The following is a 16,491-nucleotide window of genomic DNA, read 5'->3' on the forward strand; positions in this document are numbered from 1 at the left end:
GCAACCACCCACTCCTCGACATCGTGACGCAACGGGACCCAGTCCACGAAGGTCCCCATAAACCCTCGGACGCGAACGACGAAGCCCAGGTGAGAAACACGCTCTCACCTGGGCTTTTCTGTCGGGATGACAGGATTTGAACCTGCGACCCCCTGACCCCCAGTCAGGTGCGCTACCAAGCTGCGCCACATCCCGTTGTTCACTTTTCAGGCTGAAACAGCCGCTCCCGCACTTGACCCCCAGTCAAGTGCGCTACCAAGCTGCGCCACAGCCCGTTGTTCAGTTTTCTCGCCTCCGCTGAGGCAACTCCACCATCCTACCCGCTCGGGACGGCAGTCGCGAACCGACGCGGTCGCGCGTGTCGGAGGGTCGGCGTAGGGTGCGGAACATGGCGAACATCACCATCGAACCGGCGAGTGCGGAGCGATTCACAGACGTCCAGCATGCCATCACGGGAGGCGGCGATGGACCCAGCTGCCAGTGTCAGTGGTGGACGATGCCGAACGCGGAGTTCCGCGGCACCACACGCGCAGACAAGGAGGTCCGGTTTGAAGAGGAGCTCGGCTCGCCCATCTCCCCCGGCCTCATCGCGTACGTGGACAACGTGCCCGTAGGGTGGGTGCGCGTGGGACCGCGGACCCTGCAAGCGCGCATCGCGCGGACCCGAATGATCACATCTGGCAGCCCCGAGCCGCTGGGCGAGCCGACCGTGTGGGCCGTCACCTGCTTCGTGATCCGGCGCGATCACCGCGGAATCGGACTCGCTCATCTGCTGCTGGACGCCGCGATCGAGTATGCGCAAGACCACGGTGCGCGCGTGATCGAGGGGTATCCGGTAGACACCGCGGAGGTGAGGCGATCCGCCAACGAGCTCTTCCATGGCACACTCGCGATGTTCGAAGAGAGTGGATTCTCGGTCACCAGTCGGCCCTCCAACGGACGCGCGGTGATGACCCTGTCGCTCCCGAGAGCCGCCGGATGACGACCCTACGATGAAGGGACATCCACAAGAGGAGGTCACCGTGGACAGCCGCTCCCCCGACGCCCAGCAGACTGACGAGCAGCAGGATCAGCACCGCGCCGAGGACGACTCAGCCCTGGAAGTGACCGACACTGCTGTGGACCAAGATCAGGCCAGCGCCGGAGACGGGGAAGCATCAGCGGATGACGCGAGCGATGCCGCAGAAAGTCGGCCGCAGAACGGCAGCCCGATCGAAACCACAAACGAGGGCGCCCCCGCGAAGGGCTCAAGACCGACACGCACCCGCGCGGCCACCCGCCGCGTCCCCCGCTGGGCGTTCCTCCCGTTCATCGCCCTCTCCGCCGTCCATGTCATCGCCCTCGCCTTCCACAACGACGCAGTCGCGGCGCCGACCAAGCTCGGTCTCATGCCGCTGCTCGCGTTCGCCGTACTCGTCGGCGCGCGAGGGCTCCGCGCCACAGCCCCGATCGCACTGCTGCTCGCCGCGATCCTCCTCTCGTGGCTCGGCGACGGGGCAGGGGTCTTCGTCCCGTTCCTGCCCACGCTGCCGATGATGCTGGCGTTCTTCGGCATCGCGCACCTCGCCTACATCGCCCTGTTCTGGCGCCACCTCCGCATCCGAAAGTTCCCGCTCGCAGCCGCGCTCCTCATCGTGTGGTGGGCGGCGATGGTCATCGTGATCGCTCCAGCCGCGAAGGAACTCGCGGTCGCGGTCGCGGCCTACGGCGTCGTGTTGGGACTCACCGCCGCGTTCGCCACTCGATGCTCGCCGATGGTGCTCGTGGGCGCGCTGTTCTTCCTCGCGTCCGACACGATCCTCGCGTTCATGCTGTTCCTCCCCGACCTCACTCCCCCGATCACCGACGCCGCAGTCATGTTCACCTACACGCTCGGACAGGGACTCATCGCCGCCGGAGCACTCGCGGCCTTCCGACGCCGACAGAGTGCGGTCACCGCATGAGCGACAGCGCGCGCATCGACAGCTGGCTGTGGGCCGTCCGCGTCTACAAGACCCGATCCGCCGCCACCGCAGGATGCCGAGCGGGTCATGTCCGACTCAACGGCGAACGCGCGAAAGCGGCCCAGCCGGTTCGCATCGGCGATGAAGTTCGCATCCGCATCGAGGGATTCGACCGCATCCTCGTGGTCCGAGAGCTCCTCACGAAGCGCGTCGGCGCGCCGATCGCGGCACTCGCCGTCGAAGACCGCACACCGCCCCGGCCTAGCGCCAGTGAACTCGGGGTCTTCGCGAAACGCGACCGCGGCGCGGGACGACCCACGAAACGAGAACGACGCGACATCGATCGGCTGCGTGGACGGGACATGGACGGCTTCGACGACGACTAGGGTGATGCTCGCGACGCGATCGACTGTCGACGAGGCTCCACGGATCAGTGAGTTCCCCGCCCAACACAATACGATGCCCACGCGACACACAGCGAGGCCCGCGCACAGAACACTGCGAGGCCGGCGCGACACACTGCGATCCCCGCGCGACACACTGCGATCCCCGCGCGACACACTGCGATCCCCGCGCGACACACTGCGATGCCGACGCGACACACTGTGAGGCCCACGCGACGCTCTGGTCCGCCGCGGTTGGTGGGCTACCGGAGCCTTCCGCCGTCGGACGGACCACACGTCAAGGAGCATTTACGGCCGCTTGTGATGATGGTGCGGTCTCGGCGGAGCAGTTCGGTTGGACCAAGACCTCCTGATCGGTGAGGGTCCTGTCCTCCAAGAGCTCCTTGCCGGGCCGGGCTTGCCGTCCGAACCGCGTCGGACCGAACCCTGATCGCGTTCGTTGCCTCCGCACCGGTCCTACCGGGGACTGTCGTCTCGAAACGAGGACATTTCGTCGAAACGAGGACGGATCACGCTATGTCGTCATCGCTTGGCGCAATCATCCTTGTTTCGGAGCAGCGCGCACGCTCCGAACCTGGGTCCCTCGTCGAGGCGGATTCAGACAGCCACAGCGGCAGGCGCGTTACTCCCCCAGCAACTCCGTGATCCAGTGCGCACCGCGTGGCGTTGCGCCCAGCGCGGACACCCGATCCTGCAGCTCGCGATCGCTCGTCACAACCGTCACGCGCGGAGCCAGATCCTCCTCGTGTCCGGCGAGGGCAACAGCGGCGACAATCGCCTCATCACCGAGACCGTCGGCACGCATCACGGTGATGCCGTCGACGTCCTCCGCGGCGCGCGCCTCACCCTCGAGCACGGCCACGATCCACGGGAACCACCGAACATTCGGCTCGCCGAAGCGGTCTCCTGCGATGCCATCGGCAGCGAGTCGCGCGAGCCGTTCCAACACGCGTGTCGACGCTCCGGCACGATCCTTCCACCAGCCGTTCGGCACCGAGCCGACGACGTTCGCGACGTCAACCACGATCACCGGCCGCAGATCCAGCAGTCGACGAAGCTCCGGCCACGCCGCTCCGAAGCCCGGGTGGAGCGGAAGATCCTCGACCTCATCCAGCGGCACCCAGCGCAACTCGAGACTTTCCGGATCGGCGATCTCGGGGACGAACGGCTCCTCCACCGTGGCGACGAGCGTCGTATACTGCCAGATCTCCAGGTCAAGCACGCGGGTCAAAAGCGGACGAACGGCACCCGGTGGCACCGCGGCTTCCTCCTGCGACTCCCGCAGCGCACCGGTGACCGCGTCTTCACCCTGATGCAGCGCACCGCCCGGGATTCCCCAGGTACCGCCGAAATGGCTCCACTCGACGCGTTTCTGAAGCAGCACACCGCGCACCTCATCGACGGCCAACAGGCCAGCAGCGCCGAAAGCACCCCAGTACTTCGTGCCGTCCTCGGCGATCACCCACGCATCGCCCGGGTCACGCGGCCCCTGCGGTCGACGCGGTTCACCGGGGGTAGGGGGCACGATCGTCACCCCTCCAGACTCCCACACCTCACGCGTGGTCGGACCGCGGACGGTGCCAGCGTTGCGCCCGATGACGCGTACGCGGGCGGAATCCGGCGGGCCGGTGCGTGCGCCCGCGTGGTGCCGCGCGGGTTCAACCGACCGGAGGCGGCGCGATCCCGGGACAAGTCACCAAGGCGCTTCGTCTCGCTCCGCTCGCTCAGAAACTGGAGACGGACACGGACGACAGACTGACGCGGCTGGGCTTCGCATCCGCTCGTCATATGACCCGATGCACCTCACGTAGCTACTCCGCTCACTCAGCACTCGGAGGCGGCGCAATCCCAGACAACTCACCAAGGCGCTTCCGCTCGCTCAGCAACCGAAGTCGCGAACCCCCACACAAACGCCGAACCGCCCCGGATTTCCCGGGGCGGTTCAGTGACACTTCAGCGCTGGCGGCGTTCGCGCACGCGCATGTTGATGACGATGGGCGAACCCTCGAAGCCGTACAGCTCGCGGAGGCGGCGCTGGATGTAGCGGCGGTAGCCGGGGTCCAGGAAGCCCGTCGTGAAGAGCACAAATGTCGGCGGACGCGTGGCCACCTGCGTGCCGAAGAGGATGCGCGGCTGCTTGCCACCGCGCAGCGGGTGCGGGTGCTCGGCCACGAGCTCCGACAGGAACGCGTTGAACTTGCCGGTCGGGATACGCGTGTCCCACGAGTCCAGCGCCAGCTCGAGAGCGGGCACCAGCTTCTCCAGGTGACGACCGGTGCGCGCCGAGATGTTCACGCGCGGTGCCCACGCGACGTGTGCCAGGTCCTGCTCGATCTCACGCTCCAGGTAGCGGCGACGCTCGTCATCCAGCAGATCCCACTTGTTGTAGGCAAGCACGAGGGCACGACCCGACTCCAGTACGAGGTCGATAATGCGGACGTCCTGCTCGCTGATCGGCTCGGAGACGTCGAGCACGACGACCGCGACCTCCGCCTTCTCCAGCGCGGCAGACGTGCGAAGTGAGGCATAGAAGTCGGCACCCTGCGACAGGTGCACGCGACGGCGGATACCGGCGGTGTCGACGAAGCGCCACAGCTTCCCGCCGAGCTCGACGATCTCATCCACCGGGTCACGCGTGGTGCCGGCGAGGTCGTTCACGACCACCCGCTCCTCGCCGGCCGCCTTGTTCAGCAGCGACGACTTGCCCACGTTCGGACGGCCGAGGATCGCGACACGACGCGGTCCGCCGATCTCCTGCTTGGCGACCGCCGACACCTCGGGCAGCTTCTCCATGACCTGGTCGAGCAGGTCGGCGACACCACGGCCGTGGATCGCGGACACCGGGTGCGGCTCGCCGAGACCCAGGTTCCACAGCACCGCGGCTTCGGGCTCCTGACGTGCATCGTCGATCTTGTTCGCGACGAGGAACACCGGCTTGCCGGACTTACGCAGCAGCTTCACGACGTGCTCGTCGGTGGACGTGGCGCCCACCATCGCGTCGACGACGAACAGCACGAGGTCGGCAAGGTCGATAGCGATCTCCGCCTGCGCAGCCACGGAGGCGTCGATGCCGCGGGCATCGGGCTCCCAGCCACCGGTGTCCACCAGCGAGAAGCGACGACCCAGCCATTCGGCCTTGTATGTGACGCGGTCGCGTGTGACACCCGGGGTGTCCTCCACGACGGCCTCGCGACGACCGAGGATGCGGTTCACGAGCGCGGACTTGCCGACGTTCGGACGACCCACGATGGCGACCACCGGCAGCGCCGGCGAGTACTCCATCCCGTGCTCGTCGACGAAGACGGTCTGCAGCAGCGCTGCATCCTCGTCGTCGAGGTCGTACTCCTCGAGGCTGGAGCGCAGGGTCGCGGCGCGCGCCTCGATGAGCTCCTCGTCCATGCTCGCGAGCTTCTCCTCGAGCTGGTCGGGGCCGCCTTCATATTCTTCAGTCGACATATGTCTCTCCGCTCCTGCGGTCCACCACGGAAAGCACCGCGGCGATGGTCTGTTCGAAGTCGAGGTCGCTGGAATCGACCACCTCGACACCGGGAGCCGCCTCGAAGAAGTCCACGACGGCGGCATCCGACGCGTCCCGCTTGTGCAGGGCGGCGGCCACCGAAGCAGCATCCTCGCCCACCAGCTCCTTGCTCCGGCGCGCGGCGCGCACCTCGGGCGACGCCGTGAGGAGAATCCTCACCGGCGCATCGGGCGCGACCACCGTGGTGATGTCGCGCCCCTCGATCGTCACGGCCTCCCGGCCGGACGATGCCACGATGTCGTGGAACATCGCGTTCAGATAGTTGCGGACCTCGGGAATCCGAGCCACGCCGCTCACCGCGGCGGATACGCGCGGCTCCCGAATCGCCGCCGTGACGTCGGTGCCTTCCACGGACACTCGGCGCTCGTCGGGGTCGAGGCCGATCACCGGGGCGAATCCCTCGGCCGCAGCGCGCACAGCAGGGGCGTCAGCGGTGTCGCCACCGCGCTCCAGGACGAGCCAGGCCAGTGCGCGGTACGCGGCACCGGTGTCGAGGTAGCCGTAACCGCGGCGACGCGCGATCTCCTTCGAGACGCTCGACTTCCCGGATCCGGCGGGTCCGTCGATCGCGATGATGAACGGCCCAGAGGTCGATGCAGTGGTATCAGTCACGGGTGGTTCCGATCCTCTCGGTGCGCCGAGCGTCCACGATCCACCGAGGCAAAGTCGCCGCCGCGCTCGTGTGCGAGCCGAACACGAAACTCACGTCAGTCATTCATGCTCGCAATCCGCCAGCCGCGCTCCTCGAGCCCGGCGGTCGCCCGCAGCACGATGGACGGGTCCACACTGATCTCCGCGAGGCCGAACTGCGCACCCGGCGAGTGCTCCAGCCGCAGATCTTCGACGTTGATGTCGAGCTCGCCAAGGTCGCCGAACAGGCGTCCCAGTTGGCCCGCGGTGTCATCGACCATGACCACGAGCTTCTCGAACTGGCGGAACTGTCCGTGCTTGCCGGGGAGTCGCTCGACGCCCTCGTTGCCGCGACGGATGGTCTCGGCGATCTCGCGACGAGCGCCCGGGACATCGGGCGCGCGCAGGGCGTCGGCCACCGCGGTGAGGTCGCCCGCGAGCTGGTCGAGGACGTCGACAACCTCACCGGCGTTGGCACTCAGGATCTGCACCCACAGCTCCGGCGCGGAGGCGGCGATACGCGTGGTGTCACGCACTCCCTGGCCCGCCAGCTGGAGCAGCCCTTCATCGACCGTGCGAAAACGACCGGCGAGCAGCGAGGCGACCAGCTGCGGCACGTGGGACGTCAGCGCGATGGCGCGGTCGTGTTCCTCGGGCGTCATCTCGAGCGGCATCGCCCCGAGCTCCAGCGCCAGGGACTCGACGAGCACCAGGTCATCACGAGAGGTTTCGCCGTCACGGCAGACCACCCACGGACGCCCCGTGAAGATGTCGGCGCGAGCAGAGATCGCTCCCCCGCGCTCTCGCCCCGCAAGCGGGTGGGATCCGATGTATCGCGACAGGTCCACACCGCGAGCGCGCAGCTCGAGATACGGCTGCAGCTTCACGCTGGCGACATCGGTGACCACGGCCTGCGGGTATGCCGAAAGTTCCGCCTGGATCACGTCGGCAACAACGTCCGGCGGTACGGCGACCACGACGAGGACGGGCTTATCTTCCGCAGCGGCGGCGCGTCCGGCGCCATAGTCCACGGCGAGACGCAGCTGTGCCGGCGACGTATCGGTCAGCGCGACGTCGACGCCCTTGAGACGCAAGGCATGACCGATGCTCGCACCGAGCAGGCCCGCACCGACGATGCGGACGGTGCCCGACAGGCGCGATGCGACGCGGGTCGCGGGATCGGTCACGATAACTCCAGTTCAGCGGCGGGGACGGCGCGAGGCACACCGACGAACCAGTCTACCGGGCGCCGACCTCACCGCCTGAGAACTTCCGCCCCCGGTCCTCTGCCGCGAATCCATGAACATGCGCCGAATCCATGAGCGAATCGGCGAATGCGTCATGGATCCACCGCATGCTCATGCGTTCGCTGTACCTCGGTGGCCGCGCCACCGACGTATGCAACGAAGCGGCGGTTCAGTTCTTCGCGTCGCGGGCGATCGTGAGGAGCGCGCCGCGCTCGGCGGCGGTGAGCTCACGCGCTTTGCCGATGGGGAGCGGGCCGAGGTGCAGCGGGCCGAACTGGCGGCGCACGAGCTCGGTGACCGGATGACCCACCGCCGCCATCATCCGACGCACGATGCGGTTCTTGCCCGAGTGCAGGGTCAGCTCCACGAGGCTCGAACCACGGGACGAGTCCAGCAGCCGAGCCTTGTCGGCCTGGATGAACCCGTCCTCCAGCTCGATCCCCTTCGTCAGCTGCGCGATCGTGCGGGGAAGCACCTCACCACGAACCTTCGCGATGTAGACCTTGGTGACGCCGAAGGACGGGTGCGCAAGCACGTGCGCGAGATCGCCGTCGTTGGTGAGCACCAACAGCCCGCTCGTCTCCGCATCCAGCCGACCGACGTTGTAGAGGCGCTCGTCCCAGTCCGCCGTGAAGGCACGAAGATCCGTGCGCCCCTGCTCATCCTTCATCGAACTGACCACGCCGGTCGGCTTGTTCAGCATGACGTAGCGCTTCGTGGTGTCGAGTTGGATGGCGGTCCCATCGACATCGATGAGGTCGTTCTCGATGTCGACGCGCGATCCGAGCTCGGTGACGACCTCGCCGTTCACGCGGATGCGGCCAGCGACGATCATGTCCTCGACCACGCGCCGCGACGCCACCCCGGCGTGCGCCAGTGCCTTCTGCAGCCGCATCCGGTTGTCGTCAGTCGTGTCGTCGGTCGTGTTCATTCGTCAGTCTTCTCATTCACGTCAGCACGCGATCCCCGCGCGAGGACCGCCTCTCCATTCTCGGCCTACGCGATCACGCCGTCGAATCCGTCGGCGCCGTCATCGAGCAGCGGCGAAATCGGCGGAAGCTCGTCGAGGGAGTTGATCCCGAGATACCCGAGCAGCGCGTCGGTCGTGCCGTAGTTGATCGCCCCGGTCTCGGAGTCGGTGAAGAGCTCGGTGATCAGTCCGCGCGCCACCAGCGTGCGCACCACCCCATCGACGTTGACGGCACGGATCGACGCCACCTGGCTGCGCGTCACCGGCTGCTTGTACGCGATGACGGCGAGGGTCTCCAGCGCGGCCTGCGACAGTCGCGACGGCGCCTGGGCGTTCACGTAGTCGGAGACCATGTCGTCATGCTCGGCCCGCACGTAGAAGCGCCACCCGCCGCCCACCTCGCGCAGCTCGAATCCGCGACGTGTCCCGCCGTTCTCACCGTCATAATCGGCGACCAGCGCGCGGACCACACGACGAACGGCCGCGGTGGGCGCCTGCACAGCAGCGGCAAGGCTCACGATCGACTGCGGCTCCTCCACGATCAGCAGAATCGCCTCGACTCGCTGCGCGATCTCGGCATCGGTCAGCGGGCGATCCTCGGGCTCTGTCACGGCCGACGACGGGTCCGTCCCGCGACACTTATCAGACGCAGCACCCGCAGCCGCGGAACTATCGACAGGATGTTCGTCGGCCTCGACGGCAGCCAGCGTTTCGTTCGCGATGTCATCGGTCATAGTCGGCTCCCAGCGCAGCGAGGGTCTCATCGGACCAGGTCTCGGCGACCCACCGCAGGGTGAGTTCGCCGAGCGGTTCGAGCTGTTCGAAGGTGATGGCGGCGTGCCGGTACAGCTCGAGAATCGAGATGAATCGCGCAACCACGACCCCCGGACCATCGGCATCCGCGACCAGCTCGCGGAAGGACATCTGCTCCCGACTGCGCAGCTGCATCACGACGATCGCGGCCTGCTCGCGGATCGAGATGAGCGGCGCGTGCAGGTGGTCGAGCCCGACCGTGGGGATCGTCCGCGGCGCGAACGCGATCAGCGCGGTCGCGACGAAGTCGTCCAGCGTCGCGGTCCAGATCAGCTCGGGAACACGGGCGCGATACTTCTCATCCAGACGGACGGCACGCGTGTGGCGACGGGCCTCGCGATCCAGATGCGCCGCGAACCACTGCGAAGCCTCTTTGAACGCGCGGTACTGGAGGAGTCGCGCGAACAGCAGATCCCGCGCCTCCAGCAGGGCCACGGACTCGGCATCCACCAGCTCGCCCTGCGGCAGCAGGCCCGCGACCTTCATGTCCAGCAGCGTCGCCGCGACAACGAGGAACTCGCTCGCCTGATCCAGCTCGGACGGATCGTCGAGATCGCGGAGATAGGCGATGAACTCGTCCGTCACGGTGCTGAGCGACACCTCAGTGATGTCGACCTCGTGCGCCGAGATGAGGTTCAGCAGGAGGTCGAACGGACCGTCGAAGTTCGACAGCGAGACGCGGAATCCCGTCGGCGCCGCGGCGGCGGGCGCGCCAGAAGCGGAATCGTCGACCCCTGATCCTGCGCCCGCCGCATCCGCGGTCACACCAGAGACGACAGCCTCCGCACCGGCCTGTGCAGCTCGAACGGCCGCAGCCACCTCATCGGAGGTGGCGAGCTCACCCGACTCAGGCGACGGCGCCACGCTCGACCAGCTCACGCGCCAGTCGGAGATAGGCCTGGGCCGCGGGGTGCTCCGGTGCGAACTCGGTGATGGGCATACCCGCCACCGACGCGTCGGGGAACTTCACGGTGCGACCGATGACCGTCTCCAGCACGTCGTCTCCGAACGCCTCGACCACGCGCTCCAGCACCTCGCGCGAGTGCAGCGTGCGCGGGTCGTACATGGTCGCCAGCACACCGTCGAGCTTGATGTCGGGGTTGAGCCGGTCGCGCACCTTGTCGATGGTCTCGATGAGCAGGGCCACACCGCGCAGGGCGAAGAACTCGCACTCCAGCGGAATGAGGACGCCGTGGCTGGCCGTCAGCGCGTTCACGGTGAGCAGACCCAGCGACGGTTGGCAGTCCACCAGGATCACGTCGTACTCACGCGACACCTGGCGCAGCACGCGCGACAGGATGGTCTCGCGCGCCACCTCGTTTACCAGGTGAACCTCGGCTGCGGACAGGTCGATGTTCGCCGGCATGAGATCGAGGTTCTCGACCTGCGTGGGCGTGATCACATCGTGTGCGTCGCGCTTCGGGTCCAGCAGCAGGTCGTAGATCGTCGGGATGTCGTGCGTCGGGACGCCGAGACCCGCCGACAGCGCGCCCTGCGGATCGAAGTCCACGACCAGCACCTTGCGGCCGTATCCGGCGAGCGCGGCGGCCAGGCTGATCGTCGTGGTCGTCTTGCCGACGCCACCCTTCTGGTTGCACAGCGCGATGATGCGCGCCGGACCGTGCTGGTCGAGCTTGGGAGGAGTCGGGAAGCCGTGATAGGGACGCCCCGTGGGCCCCATCGGCACATCGCCGTTCTGCTGGCTCTTGCCCGTCATCGCCTTGTTCGCCACCGAATCTCCCGTGCTCGCGCGTGAATCGCGCTCAGAAAAGTCTAGCGGCGCTGCCCCCGCGCTCTTCGCCCCGCGCCGAGCGGCGAGACATCCGGGTGATGACGTGTGCGCCGGCCCGAAAGACCGGCGCACAGCATCAGGATCCGCGCAGTGCCGCGACCGGTTCGATGCGCGCGGCACGACCTGCGGGATACGCTCCGGCCAGCCAGCCCACCACGGCGCCCAGAAGCGCGCCGCCGATCGCGACCCATGGCTGCACCACCGGGGTCCAGCCCTGCGTGAGCGAGACGATGACGATGGCGAAGACTCCGACGCTCGCGCCGATCAATCCGCCGAGCAGACCGATGATCACGGACTCCACCATGAACTGGGTCGCGATCTGCCGCCTCGTCGCCCCCACGGCGCGGCGCAGGCCGATCTCGCCGACCCGCTCCATCACGTTCAGCAGCGTCACGTTGGCGATACCCAGCGCACCCGCCAGCAGCACGATGCCGCCGAGGATCAGGAACACGAAGTTCACGTCCGCCTGCACGTTGCTCGCCAGCGACGATCGCGACGGCGGTGCTGCGGCCTCCAGCGTCTCGGGCGCGTTCGGCGCCAGCACCAGGGGAGCCTGCTTCGCCACCTGCTCACCGGCACCCACATCGATCTGGATCTGCAGCTCGCTCGGCGCTCCCAGTCGGAAGTCGGCCGACGCCGACTGCGACGGGATGATCACCGCGTCACGAAGGTCGGAGCGACGCTGGAAATCGTCGACGATGCCGATCACGGCATACGGGATTCCGGAGATGAAGATGGCCGGCTGGCGGTCGATACGCAGCACGCCGAGGCTCTCCGCGGCACCAGCGCCGAGCACCGCGACGCGATCTGCGCGCTGATCGTGACCGGCATCGAACATCCGACCGCTGGTGATCTTGGCGTGCAACGTGGTCAGCACGTCTCCGGATGCCGCCACCAGGCTCGGCGGCGCCTTCTGCGGAGCCGACGGATCCACGATCGGCACCGCGGTGATCGGCTCCGAGCCCAGATTCACGTCACTCAGTAGTGCCGCGCCCTCCACCCCGACCAGCGTCATCACGCGCTCCGGAGCATCCCACGGGATGCGCCCGGCGGCAGCGGTGCTGTCCCCACCAGTGCGCGTCTTCGCGGGCGTCACCTGCACGGTGGTCTGCGCCACGGCGTCGAACTGGCTCGCGATCTGGCCGGCGGTCGTCTCGGCGAACCCGATCGTGGCAACCAGCGCACCGATGCCGAGCACCGTTCCCAGCGTCGTCATGATCAGTCGTCCTGGACGGGCACCGATGTCGGCTGTCGCCTCGGCAACAAGATCCTGGATCGTGAAGCGGTCCGCGTGCGGCACCGGTCGAAGGAGTGCCGCGACACCGCTCTGCGTTCCTTCAGCCGCCTCCTCGGGCACGTTCTTCGAACGACGACGGAAGGGGTTGCGCCATTTCCGCCGAGGCGTGCCGTCTTCCCGACTCTTGCGCGCCATCAGGCCACCTCGGTGAGTCGGCCGTCGGCGATGCGGACGCGGCGATGGGCACGGCGGGCGACGTTGTCATCGTGGGTGATGAGCACCAGGGTGAGGCCATCGGCGTTCAGCTCCTCGAACAGGCCCATCACCTCCCCTGTCGTCGTCTGATCCAGGTTTCCGGTCGGCTCATCGGCCAGCAGCATCCGCGGGTTCCCGGCGACAGCGCGAGCCACGGCGACACGCTGGCGCTCGCCACCCGATAGCGACGGAGGCAGGAAGTCGAGCCGATGGCCGAGCCCCACGCGCTCCAGCGCTTCACGAGCACGCTGCTCGCGCTCGACCCGCGGAATGCCGTTGTACTGCATCGGCATCAGCACGTTGTCGAGCACCGATCGCCGCGGCATGAGGTGGAACGCCTGGAACACGAAGCCGATGAGACGCGCGCGCACGGCGGCTCGCTCGTCCTCATCCAGCGTCGACGTGCTGGTCCCGGCGAGGAGGTACTCCCCTACGGTCGGGCGGTCCAGCAGCCCCAGCAGGTTGAGCATGGTGGACTTACCCGAGCCCGACGGGCCGATGATCGAGACGTACTCGCCCTCACCGACGGTGAAGTTCACGCCCTTCAGGGCCTGCACTTCCGGCGGACCGGGAAAGGAACGGGTGAGATCACGCAGTTGGATGAGCGGTTCGGTCACGAGACTCCCGCCGCCACGGGCGCGCTGTTGACGGTCGTCATTCGCCGATCACCACCAGGTCGCCCTCTTCGAGCTTGCCCTCGGTGGGTGTGACCTCCACGAACCCGCCGGCGGACAGCCCGAGCTTCACCTCGACGAGGTGCGTCTTGGCGGAGGTTCCCTCCCGCGGATCGCCATCGACGACCTCCACGCGAGACTCGCCGCCGGCACCGGCGGTGAGCGCCGCCAGCGGAACCGACAGCACCTCGCCCTCGGTCGCGCCGACCGGGATCGTCACGCGGACGTTCGTCCCCTGGACGCTCGCCAGCTGCTCCGGCGTCAGTCCCTCGGGGTCCAGCTGGATGCTCCAGCGCTGCGCATCCGCCTTGCCCTGATCGATCGCGCTGATCTTGGCGTTGATCTGGGTACCGTCCGGCAGCGCGAAGGTCCCGGCGGTTCCGACGGTGAGGAGCTTGGCATCGGCCACGGCGGCGGAGCCGTTCAGGCGCACCGTGGCTCCCGACACGCTGAGCGCCGCGCCCTCCAGCTTGCTGCCGCGCTTCACCTTCACGTCATCGACGCGGCGCGGCAGATCCGTGAGGAAGAGCACCTCGCTCGACGGCAGCGACGCCTGCACGCCCTGACGGGCGATCTCGAGGTCCGCGTACGCGCGGTTGAGCTGCTCCTGTGCCGCGTTCACGGCCCCCTGCTGAGCGTCGGTGTTGGCACCCGCCCACATCTCGTCACGCTCTGCGATCGCAATGTCGAGGAGGAACTGCGCGTTAGCGACATCGCCCTTGGCGTTACGTGCCTCCGCAAGCGCCACCTCGGCATCATGGACCTTCTGATTGGCTTGGAGGATCTGCACCTGGGTCGGACCCTCCCCTGCCTTGTTGAGTTCGGCCTGAGCCTGTGCGAGACCCTGCTCCGCGGCGGTCACGCCCTCCTGCGCCGACTTGTACGCGGCGTTCGCAGCTTCGTCGCCCGTGGGCGCGGTGTATCCCGCGGCGGTGTAGAGCGCGGCGACACCATCGGCGGTCTGCTGGGTGAATGTGCCGTCCGCGGGGTCGCCGCCGTCGATGCCCACCGCCTGCAGTGCCTGCTTCAGCTGGACCACGTCCGGCCCGTTCACGCCGATGCGCAGCGTGCGGTACGAGGGCAGGTCTCCGGGCAGAACGATGACGGGCCGACCGGCCACCTCCATCGCGACCGACAGCTTGTCCAGGGTGTCGCCCACCGCGGGAACGCGGCCGGTGACGATCGCGGCACCGCTCACGTCGGACGCGTCGATGCTCACATCGACCGCGTCCGCATAGGCGACGTCGGCACGGATCGTGACGTCGTTGCTCAGCTCGCCGAACTCCACGGGAGCCGTCACGAGACCGGGGGCATCCGGCTCCTTGTCGGCCGCAGCCTCAGCCGGAGAGATGATGAAGCGCTGCACGGCGAGGCCCGCGACGAGCGACAGGATCGCGATCACGACCGTGATCCACAGCATGCGGTTGCCGCGGAAAACCCGCTTCCAGCCCTTCACCCGAGAGGTGTCGGGCTTCTCCGCCGTCTCCTCTTCGGTCAGCGGCGCGCCGAGGATCGTCTCGAAGCCGTCGGAGGTCGCCGTGTCGCCGGAGCTCGCATCCGATACCGCCGTGCGTGCGGCGACATCGGGATCAGCAGCAGACCCCGCGACGTACCCGAAGGTCTCCGTCTCCGCGGCATCCGACGAGCTCGTCGGCTCATCGACAGCAGAGGTCACCGCGTCGTCGGGCGTGACGCCTGAATCCGGCGTGGTATCCGGCTGGTCAGCGCTCCCCTCGTTTCCCTCGTTCTTGCCCCGTCCGCGTCGTCCGATCACTTGGCCTTCTCCGCGGCCTGCTCCATAGCCGTCTTGTACGCCTCGAGTTCGGTCTTGTGCTCGTCGACGAACTTCTGCTCCGCGGCGAACATCGCGTCCTGCTGCTTCTTCGTGTAGTCGGTCTTCTCGCGGCACTCGAGGTCCGCGAGCGCAGTTTCGATCTCCTCTTCGGCGGCCTGCTTCCACTCCTCGGACGTAGTGGGATCCACGTAGTCGTCCGGACTCGGCGTCTCCGTGGTGGACGTGGACATCGACGCGCTGGCGTCTTCGTAGAACTTGTTGCTGCGGTCGTAGAAGCTCTGGATGGCCGCCTGCTGGCGATCGAACTGGCTGTAGCCGGCCTCGGCGATGCAGTCAGCCCATGCCTTGTCGGCTTCGGTGGGCTTGACGCCCTCGCCGTAGAACTGGTCGTAGAACTTGTTGACCGCGTCCATCAGCGGCTTGAACTCGTCGGTCTGACCGATGTTCTGCTCTCCCCAGACCTCCTCCTGCGCCTTGCCCTGACAGCTGGCGGAGTTGTCCCACTGGAACTCGGGATCGTTCATCTCCTCCTCGGTCGGCTGGGGGCCGTAGAGGACCTCGTAGTACGAGGTTCGCTCGCTCTCGGTGAGCGATTCGACGTACTCCTGGTTCGGATCGACCCAGGTGTTCTCGTCGGTGGGCTCCTCGGGCTGGGACGGGTACGGGTTGTTGAACACGCCGTACCCGTACTGCGCCACCCACTCCTTCTTGTCCGGCTCCCACTCCACGTCTTCGCCGGCCACCGCCATGCCGCTCTGCGCGGAATAGTCGACAGGCTGATACTCGAAGCCCTCCTTCGCCATGCACTCGGCGACGAGCTCTTCCACCTTCTTCTGCTTCTTGTCGGACTCGGCCTGCTGCTCCTCCGGCGAGGCATCGAAGTCGTACCCGGCGTTCATGTACTGCGCCAGGGGCGAGTTCTTCCAGGCATCCTCCGGGGAGAGCGCCTCGCCAGAGCCTCCGCTGGTGCAACCGGTGATCCCGGCGAGCAAGGCACCCGCCGCCGTCACAACCAACAGCGTCTTCGCTACGTTCATGTTCTTCTCCCCTTTTCGGGCCCGTGGCCGCCTGGTCCGCACAGGCTATCCAAAGCCGTGCGGGCGCGGCATCCATCGCGGGATGGATGTGCAGATGCTGTACAGGTATGTCCGCTCGGAGGGATAAAGTCTCAAACTCGCGCTGAAGACATCCGT

At 67.5% G+C, this 16,491-nt stretch carries 15 protein-coding genes and 1 tRNA gene; 3 read left to right on the forward strand and 13 right to left on the reverse strand.

What is annotated here, in order from left to right:
- Positions 1-121 precede the first annotated feature (121 nt).
- A tRNA-Pro gene (locus ABTV68_RS13950) sits at positions 122-195 on the reverse strand.
- A 193-nt stretch (positions 196-388) separates the two neighbouring features.
- Between ABTV68_RS13950 and ABTV68_RS13955 the strand changes: the two genes are divergently transcribed.
- Genes ABTV68_RS13955 through ABTV68_RS13965 form a run of 3 tightly spaced genes read left to right on the forward strand, consistent with a single transcriptional unit; the run spans position 389 to position 2,329 of the window.
- Positions 389-982: a GNAT family N-acetyltransferase gene (locus tag ABTV68_RS13955; RefSeq protein ID WP_433674306.1), complete on the forward strand. Its 594-nt coding sequence runs from the start codon at positions 389-391 to the stop codon at positions 980-982.
- A 40-nt stretch (positions 983-1,022) separates the two neighbouring features.
- Positions 1,023-1,943 carry a lysoplasmalogenase family protein gene (locus tag ABTV68_RS13960; RefSeq protein ID WP_433674307.1) on the forward strand — a complete coding sequence of 307 codons (921 nt, stop codon included), beginning with the start codon at positions 1,023-1,025 and terminating at the stop codon, positions 1,941-1,943.
- Positions 1,940-2,329: an RNA-binding S4 domain-containing protein gene (locus ABTV68_RS13965; RefSeq protein ID WP_433674308.1), complete on the forward strand. Its 390-nt coding sequence runs from the start codon at positions 1,940-1,942 to the stop codon at positions 2,327-2,329. Before ABTV68_RS13960 ends, ABTV68_RS13965 begins: the two co-directional genes overlap by 4 nt.
- A gap of 640 nt (positions 2,330-2,969) precedes the next feature.
- Here ABTV68_RS13965 and ABTV68_RS13970 read toward each other — a convergent pair.
- From ABTV68_RS13970 to ABTV68_RS14025, 12 genes are all read right to left on the reverse strand, one after another.
- Positions 2,970-3,881: an NUDIX domain-containing protein gene (locus ABTV68_RS13970; protein WP_433674309.1), complete on the reverse strand. Its 912-nt coding sequence runs from the start codon at positions 3,879-3,881 to the stop codon at positions 2,970-2,972.
- Between the two features lie 419 nt (positions 3,882-4,300).
- Positions 4,301-5,803 (reverse strand): ribosome biogenesis GTPase Der, encoded by a 1,503-nt coding sequence (gene der, locus ABTV68_RS13975; RefSeq protein ID WP_433674311.1) that lies wholly within the window; start codon positions 5,801-5,803, stop codon positions 4,301-4,303.
- The gene (cmk, locus tag ABTV68_RS13980; protein ID WP_433674312.1) at positions 5,793-6,497 is read right to left on the reverse strand and encodes a (d)CMP kinase; all 705 of its coding nucleotides are present in this window, start codon (positions 6,495-6,497) and stop codon (positions 5,793-5,795) included. The genes der and cmk overlap by 11 nt, the downstream gene beginning before the upstream one ends.
- A gap of 95 nt (positions 6,498-6,592) precedes the next feature.
- The gene (locus ABTV68_RS13985) at positions 6,593-7,702 is read right to left on the reverse strand and encodes a prephenate dehydrogenase (protein WP_433674313.1); all 1,110 of its coding nucleotides are present in this window, start codon (positions 7,700-7,702) and stop codon (positions 6,593-6,595) included.
- A 229-nt stretch (positions 7,703-7,931) separates the two neighbouring features.
- Positions 7,932-8,693, reverse strand: coding sequence for a pseudouridine synthase (locus ABTV68_RS13990; protein ID WP_433674314.1), 762 nt, complete (start codon positions 8,691-8,693; stop codon positions 7,932-7,934).
- Between the two features lie 65 nt (positions 8,694-8,758).
- Positions 8,759-9,466 carry an SMC-Scp complex subunit ScpB gene (gene scpB / locus ABTV68_RS13995; RefSeq protein WP_433674315.1) on the reverse strand — a complete coding sequence of 236 codons (708 nt, stop codon included), beginning with the start codon at positions 9,464-9,466 and terminating at the stop codon, positions 8,759-8,761.
- Positions 9,456-10,217, reverse strand: a complete 762-nt coding sequence (locus tag ABTV68_RS14000; RefSeq protein WP_433677617.1) for a segregation and condensation protein A — start codon at positions 10,215-10,217, stop codon at positions 9,456-9,458. Before ABTV68_RS14000 ends, scpB begins: the two co-directional genes overlap by 11 nt.
- 175 nt (positions 10,218-10,392) lie before the next feature.
- Positions 10,393-11,262 carry a ParA family protein gene (locus ABTV68_RS14005; protein ID WP_433677618.1) on the reverse strand — a complete coding sequence of 290 codons (870 nt, stop codon included), beginning with the start codon at positions 11,260-11,262 and terminating at the stop codon, positions 10,393-10,395.
- Positions 11,263-11,413: 151 nt separating this feature from the next.
- Positions 11,414-12,769 (reverse strand): ABC transporter permease, encoded by a 1,356-nt coding sequence (locus ABTV68_RS14010; RefSeq protein ID WP_433674316.1) that lies wholly within the window; start codon positions 12,767-12,769, stop codon positions 11,414-11,416.
- A complete protein-coding gene (locus ABTV68_RS14015; protein ID WP_433674317.1) occupies positions 12,769-13,446 on the reverse strand; it encodes an ABC transporter ATP-binding protein in 678 nt (225 codons plus the stop codon). Before ABTV68_RS14015 ends, ABTV68_RS14010 begins: the two co-directional genes overlap by 1 nt.
- A gap of 37 nt (positions 13,447-13,483) precedes the next feature.
- Positions 13,484-15,277, reverse strand: coding sequence for a hypothetical protein (locus tag ABTV68_RS14020; protein ID WP_433674318.1), 1,794 nt, complete (start codon positions 15,275-15,277; stop codon positions 13,484-13,486).
- A complete protein-coding gene (locus ABTV68_RS14025; RefSeq protein WP_433674319.1) occupies positions 15,274-16,335 on the reverse strand; it encodes a hypothetical protein in 1,062 nt (353 codons plus the stop codon). Before ABTV68_RS14025 ends, ABTV68_RS14020 begins: the two co-directional genes overlap by 4 nt.
- Positions 16,336-16,491: the final 156 nt, after the last annotated feature.

Origin of the sequence: Microbacterium gorillae, assembly GCF_050990725.1 — a bacterium.
GTDB classification, from domain to species: domain Bacteria; phylum Actinomycetota; class Actinomycetes; order Actinomycetales; family Microbacteriaceae; genus Microbacterium; species Microbacterium gorillae_A.

Coding starts and splice junctions, on each gene's coding strand:
- ABTV68_RS13955 (WP_433674306.1), top strand. CDS start 389: ATGGCGAACATCACCATCGAACCGGCGAGTGCGGAGCGATTCACAGAC.
- ABTV68_RS13965 (WP_433674308.1), top strand. CDS start 1,940: ATGAGCGACAGCGCGCGCATCGACAGCTGGCTGTGGGCCGTCCGCGTC.
- der (WP_433674311.1), bottom strand. CDS start 5,803: ATGTCGACTGAAGAATATGAAGGCGGCCCCGACCAGCTCGAGGAGAAG.
- ABTV68_RS13990 (WP_433674314.1), bottom strand. CDS start 8,693: ATGAACACGACCGACGACACGACTGACGACAACCGGATGCGGCTGCAG.
- scpB (WP_433674315.1), bottom strand. CDS start 9,466: ATGACCGATGACATCGCGAACGAAACGCTGGCTGCCGTCGAGGCCGAC.
- ABTV68_RS14005 (WP_433677618.1), bottom strand. CDS start 11,262: ATGACGGGCAAGAGCCAGCAGAACGGCGATGTGCCGATGGGGCCCACG.
- ABTV68_RS14010 (WP_433674316.1), bottom strand. CDS start 12,769: ATGGCGCGCAAGAGTCGGGAAGACGGCACGCCTCGGCGGAAATGGCGC.
- ABTV68_RS14025 (WP_433674319.1), bottom strand. CDS start 16,335: ATGAACGTAGCGAAGACGCTGTTGGTTGTGACGGCGGCGGGTGCCTTG.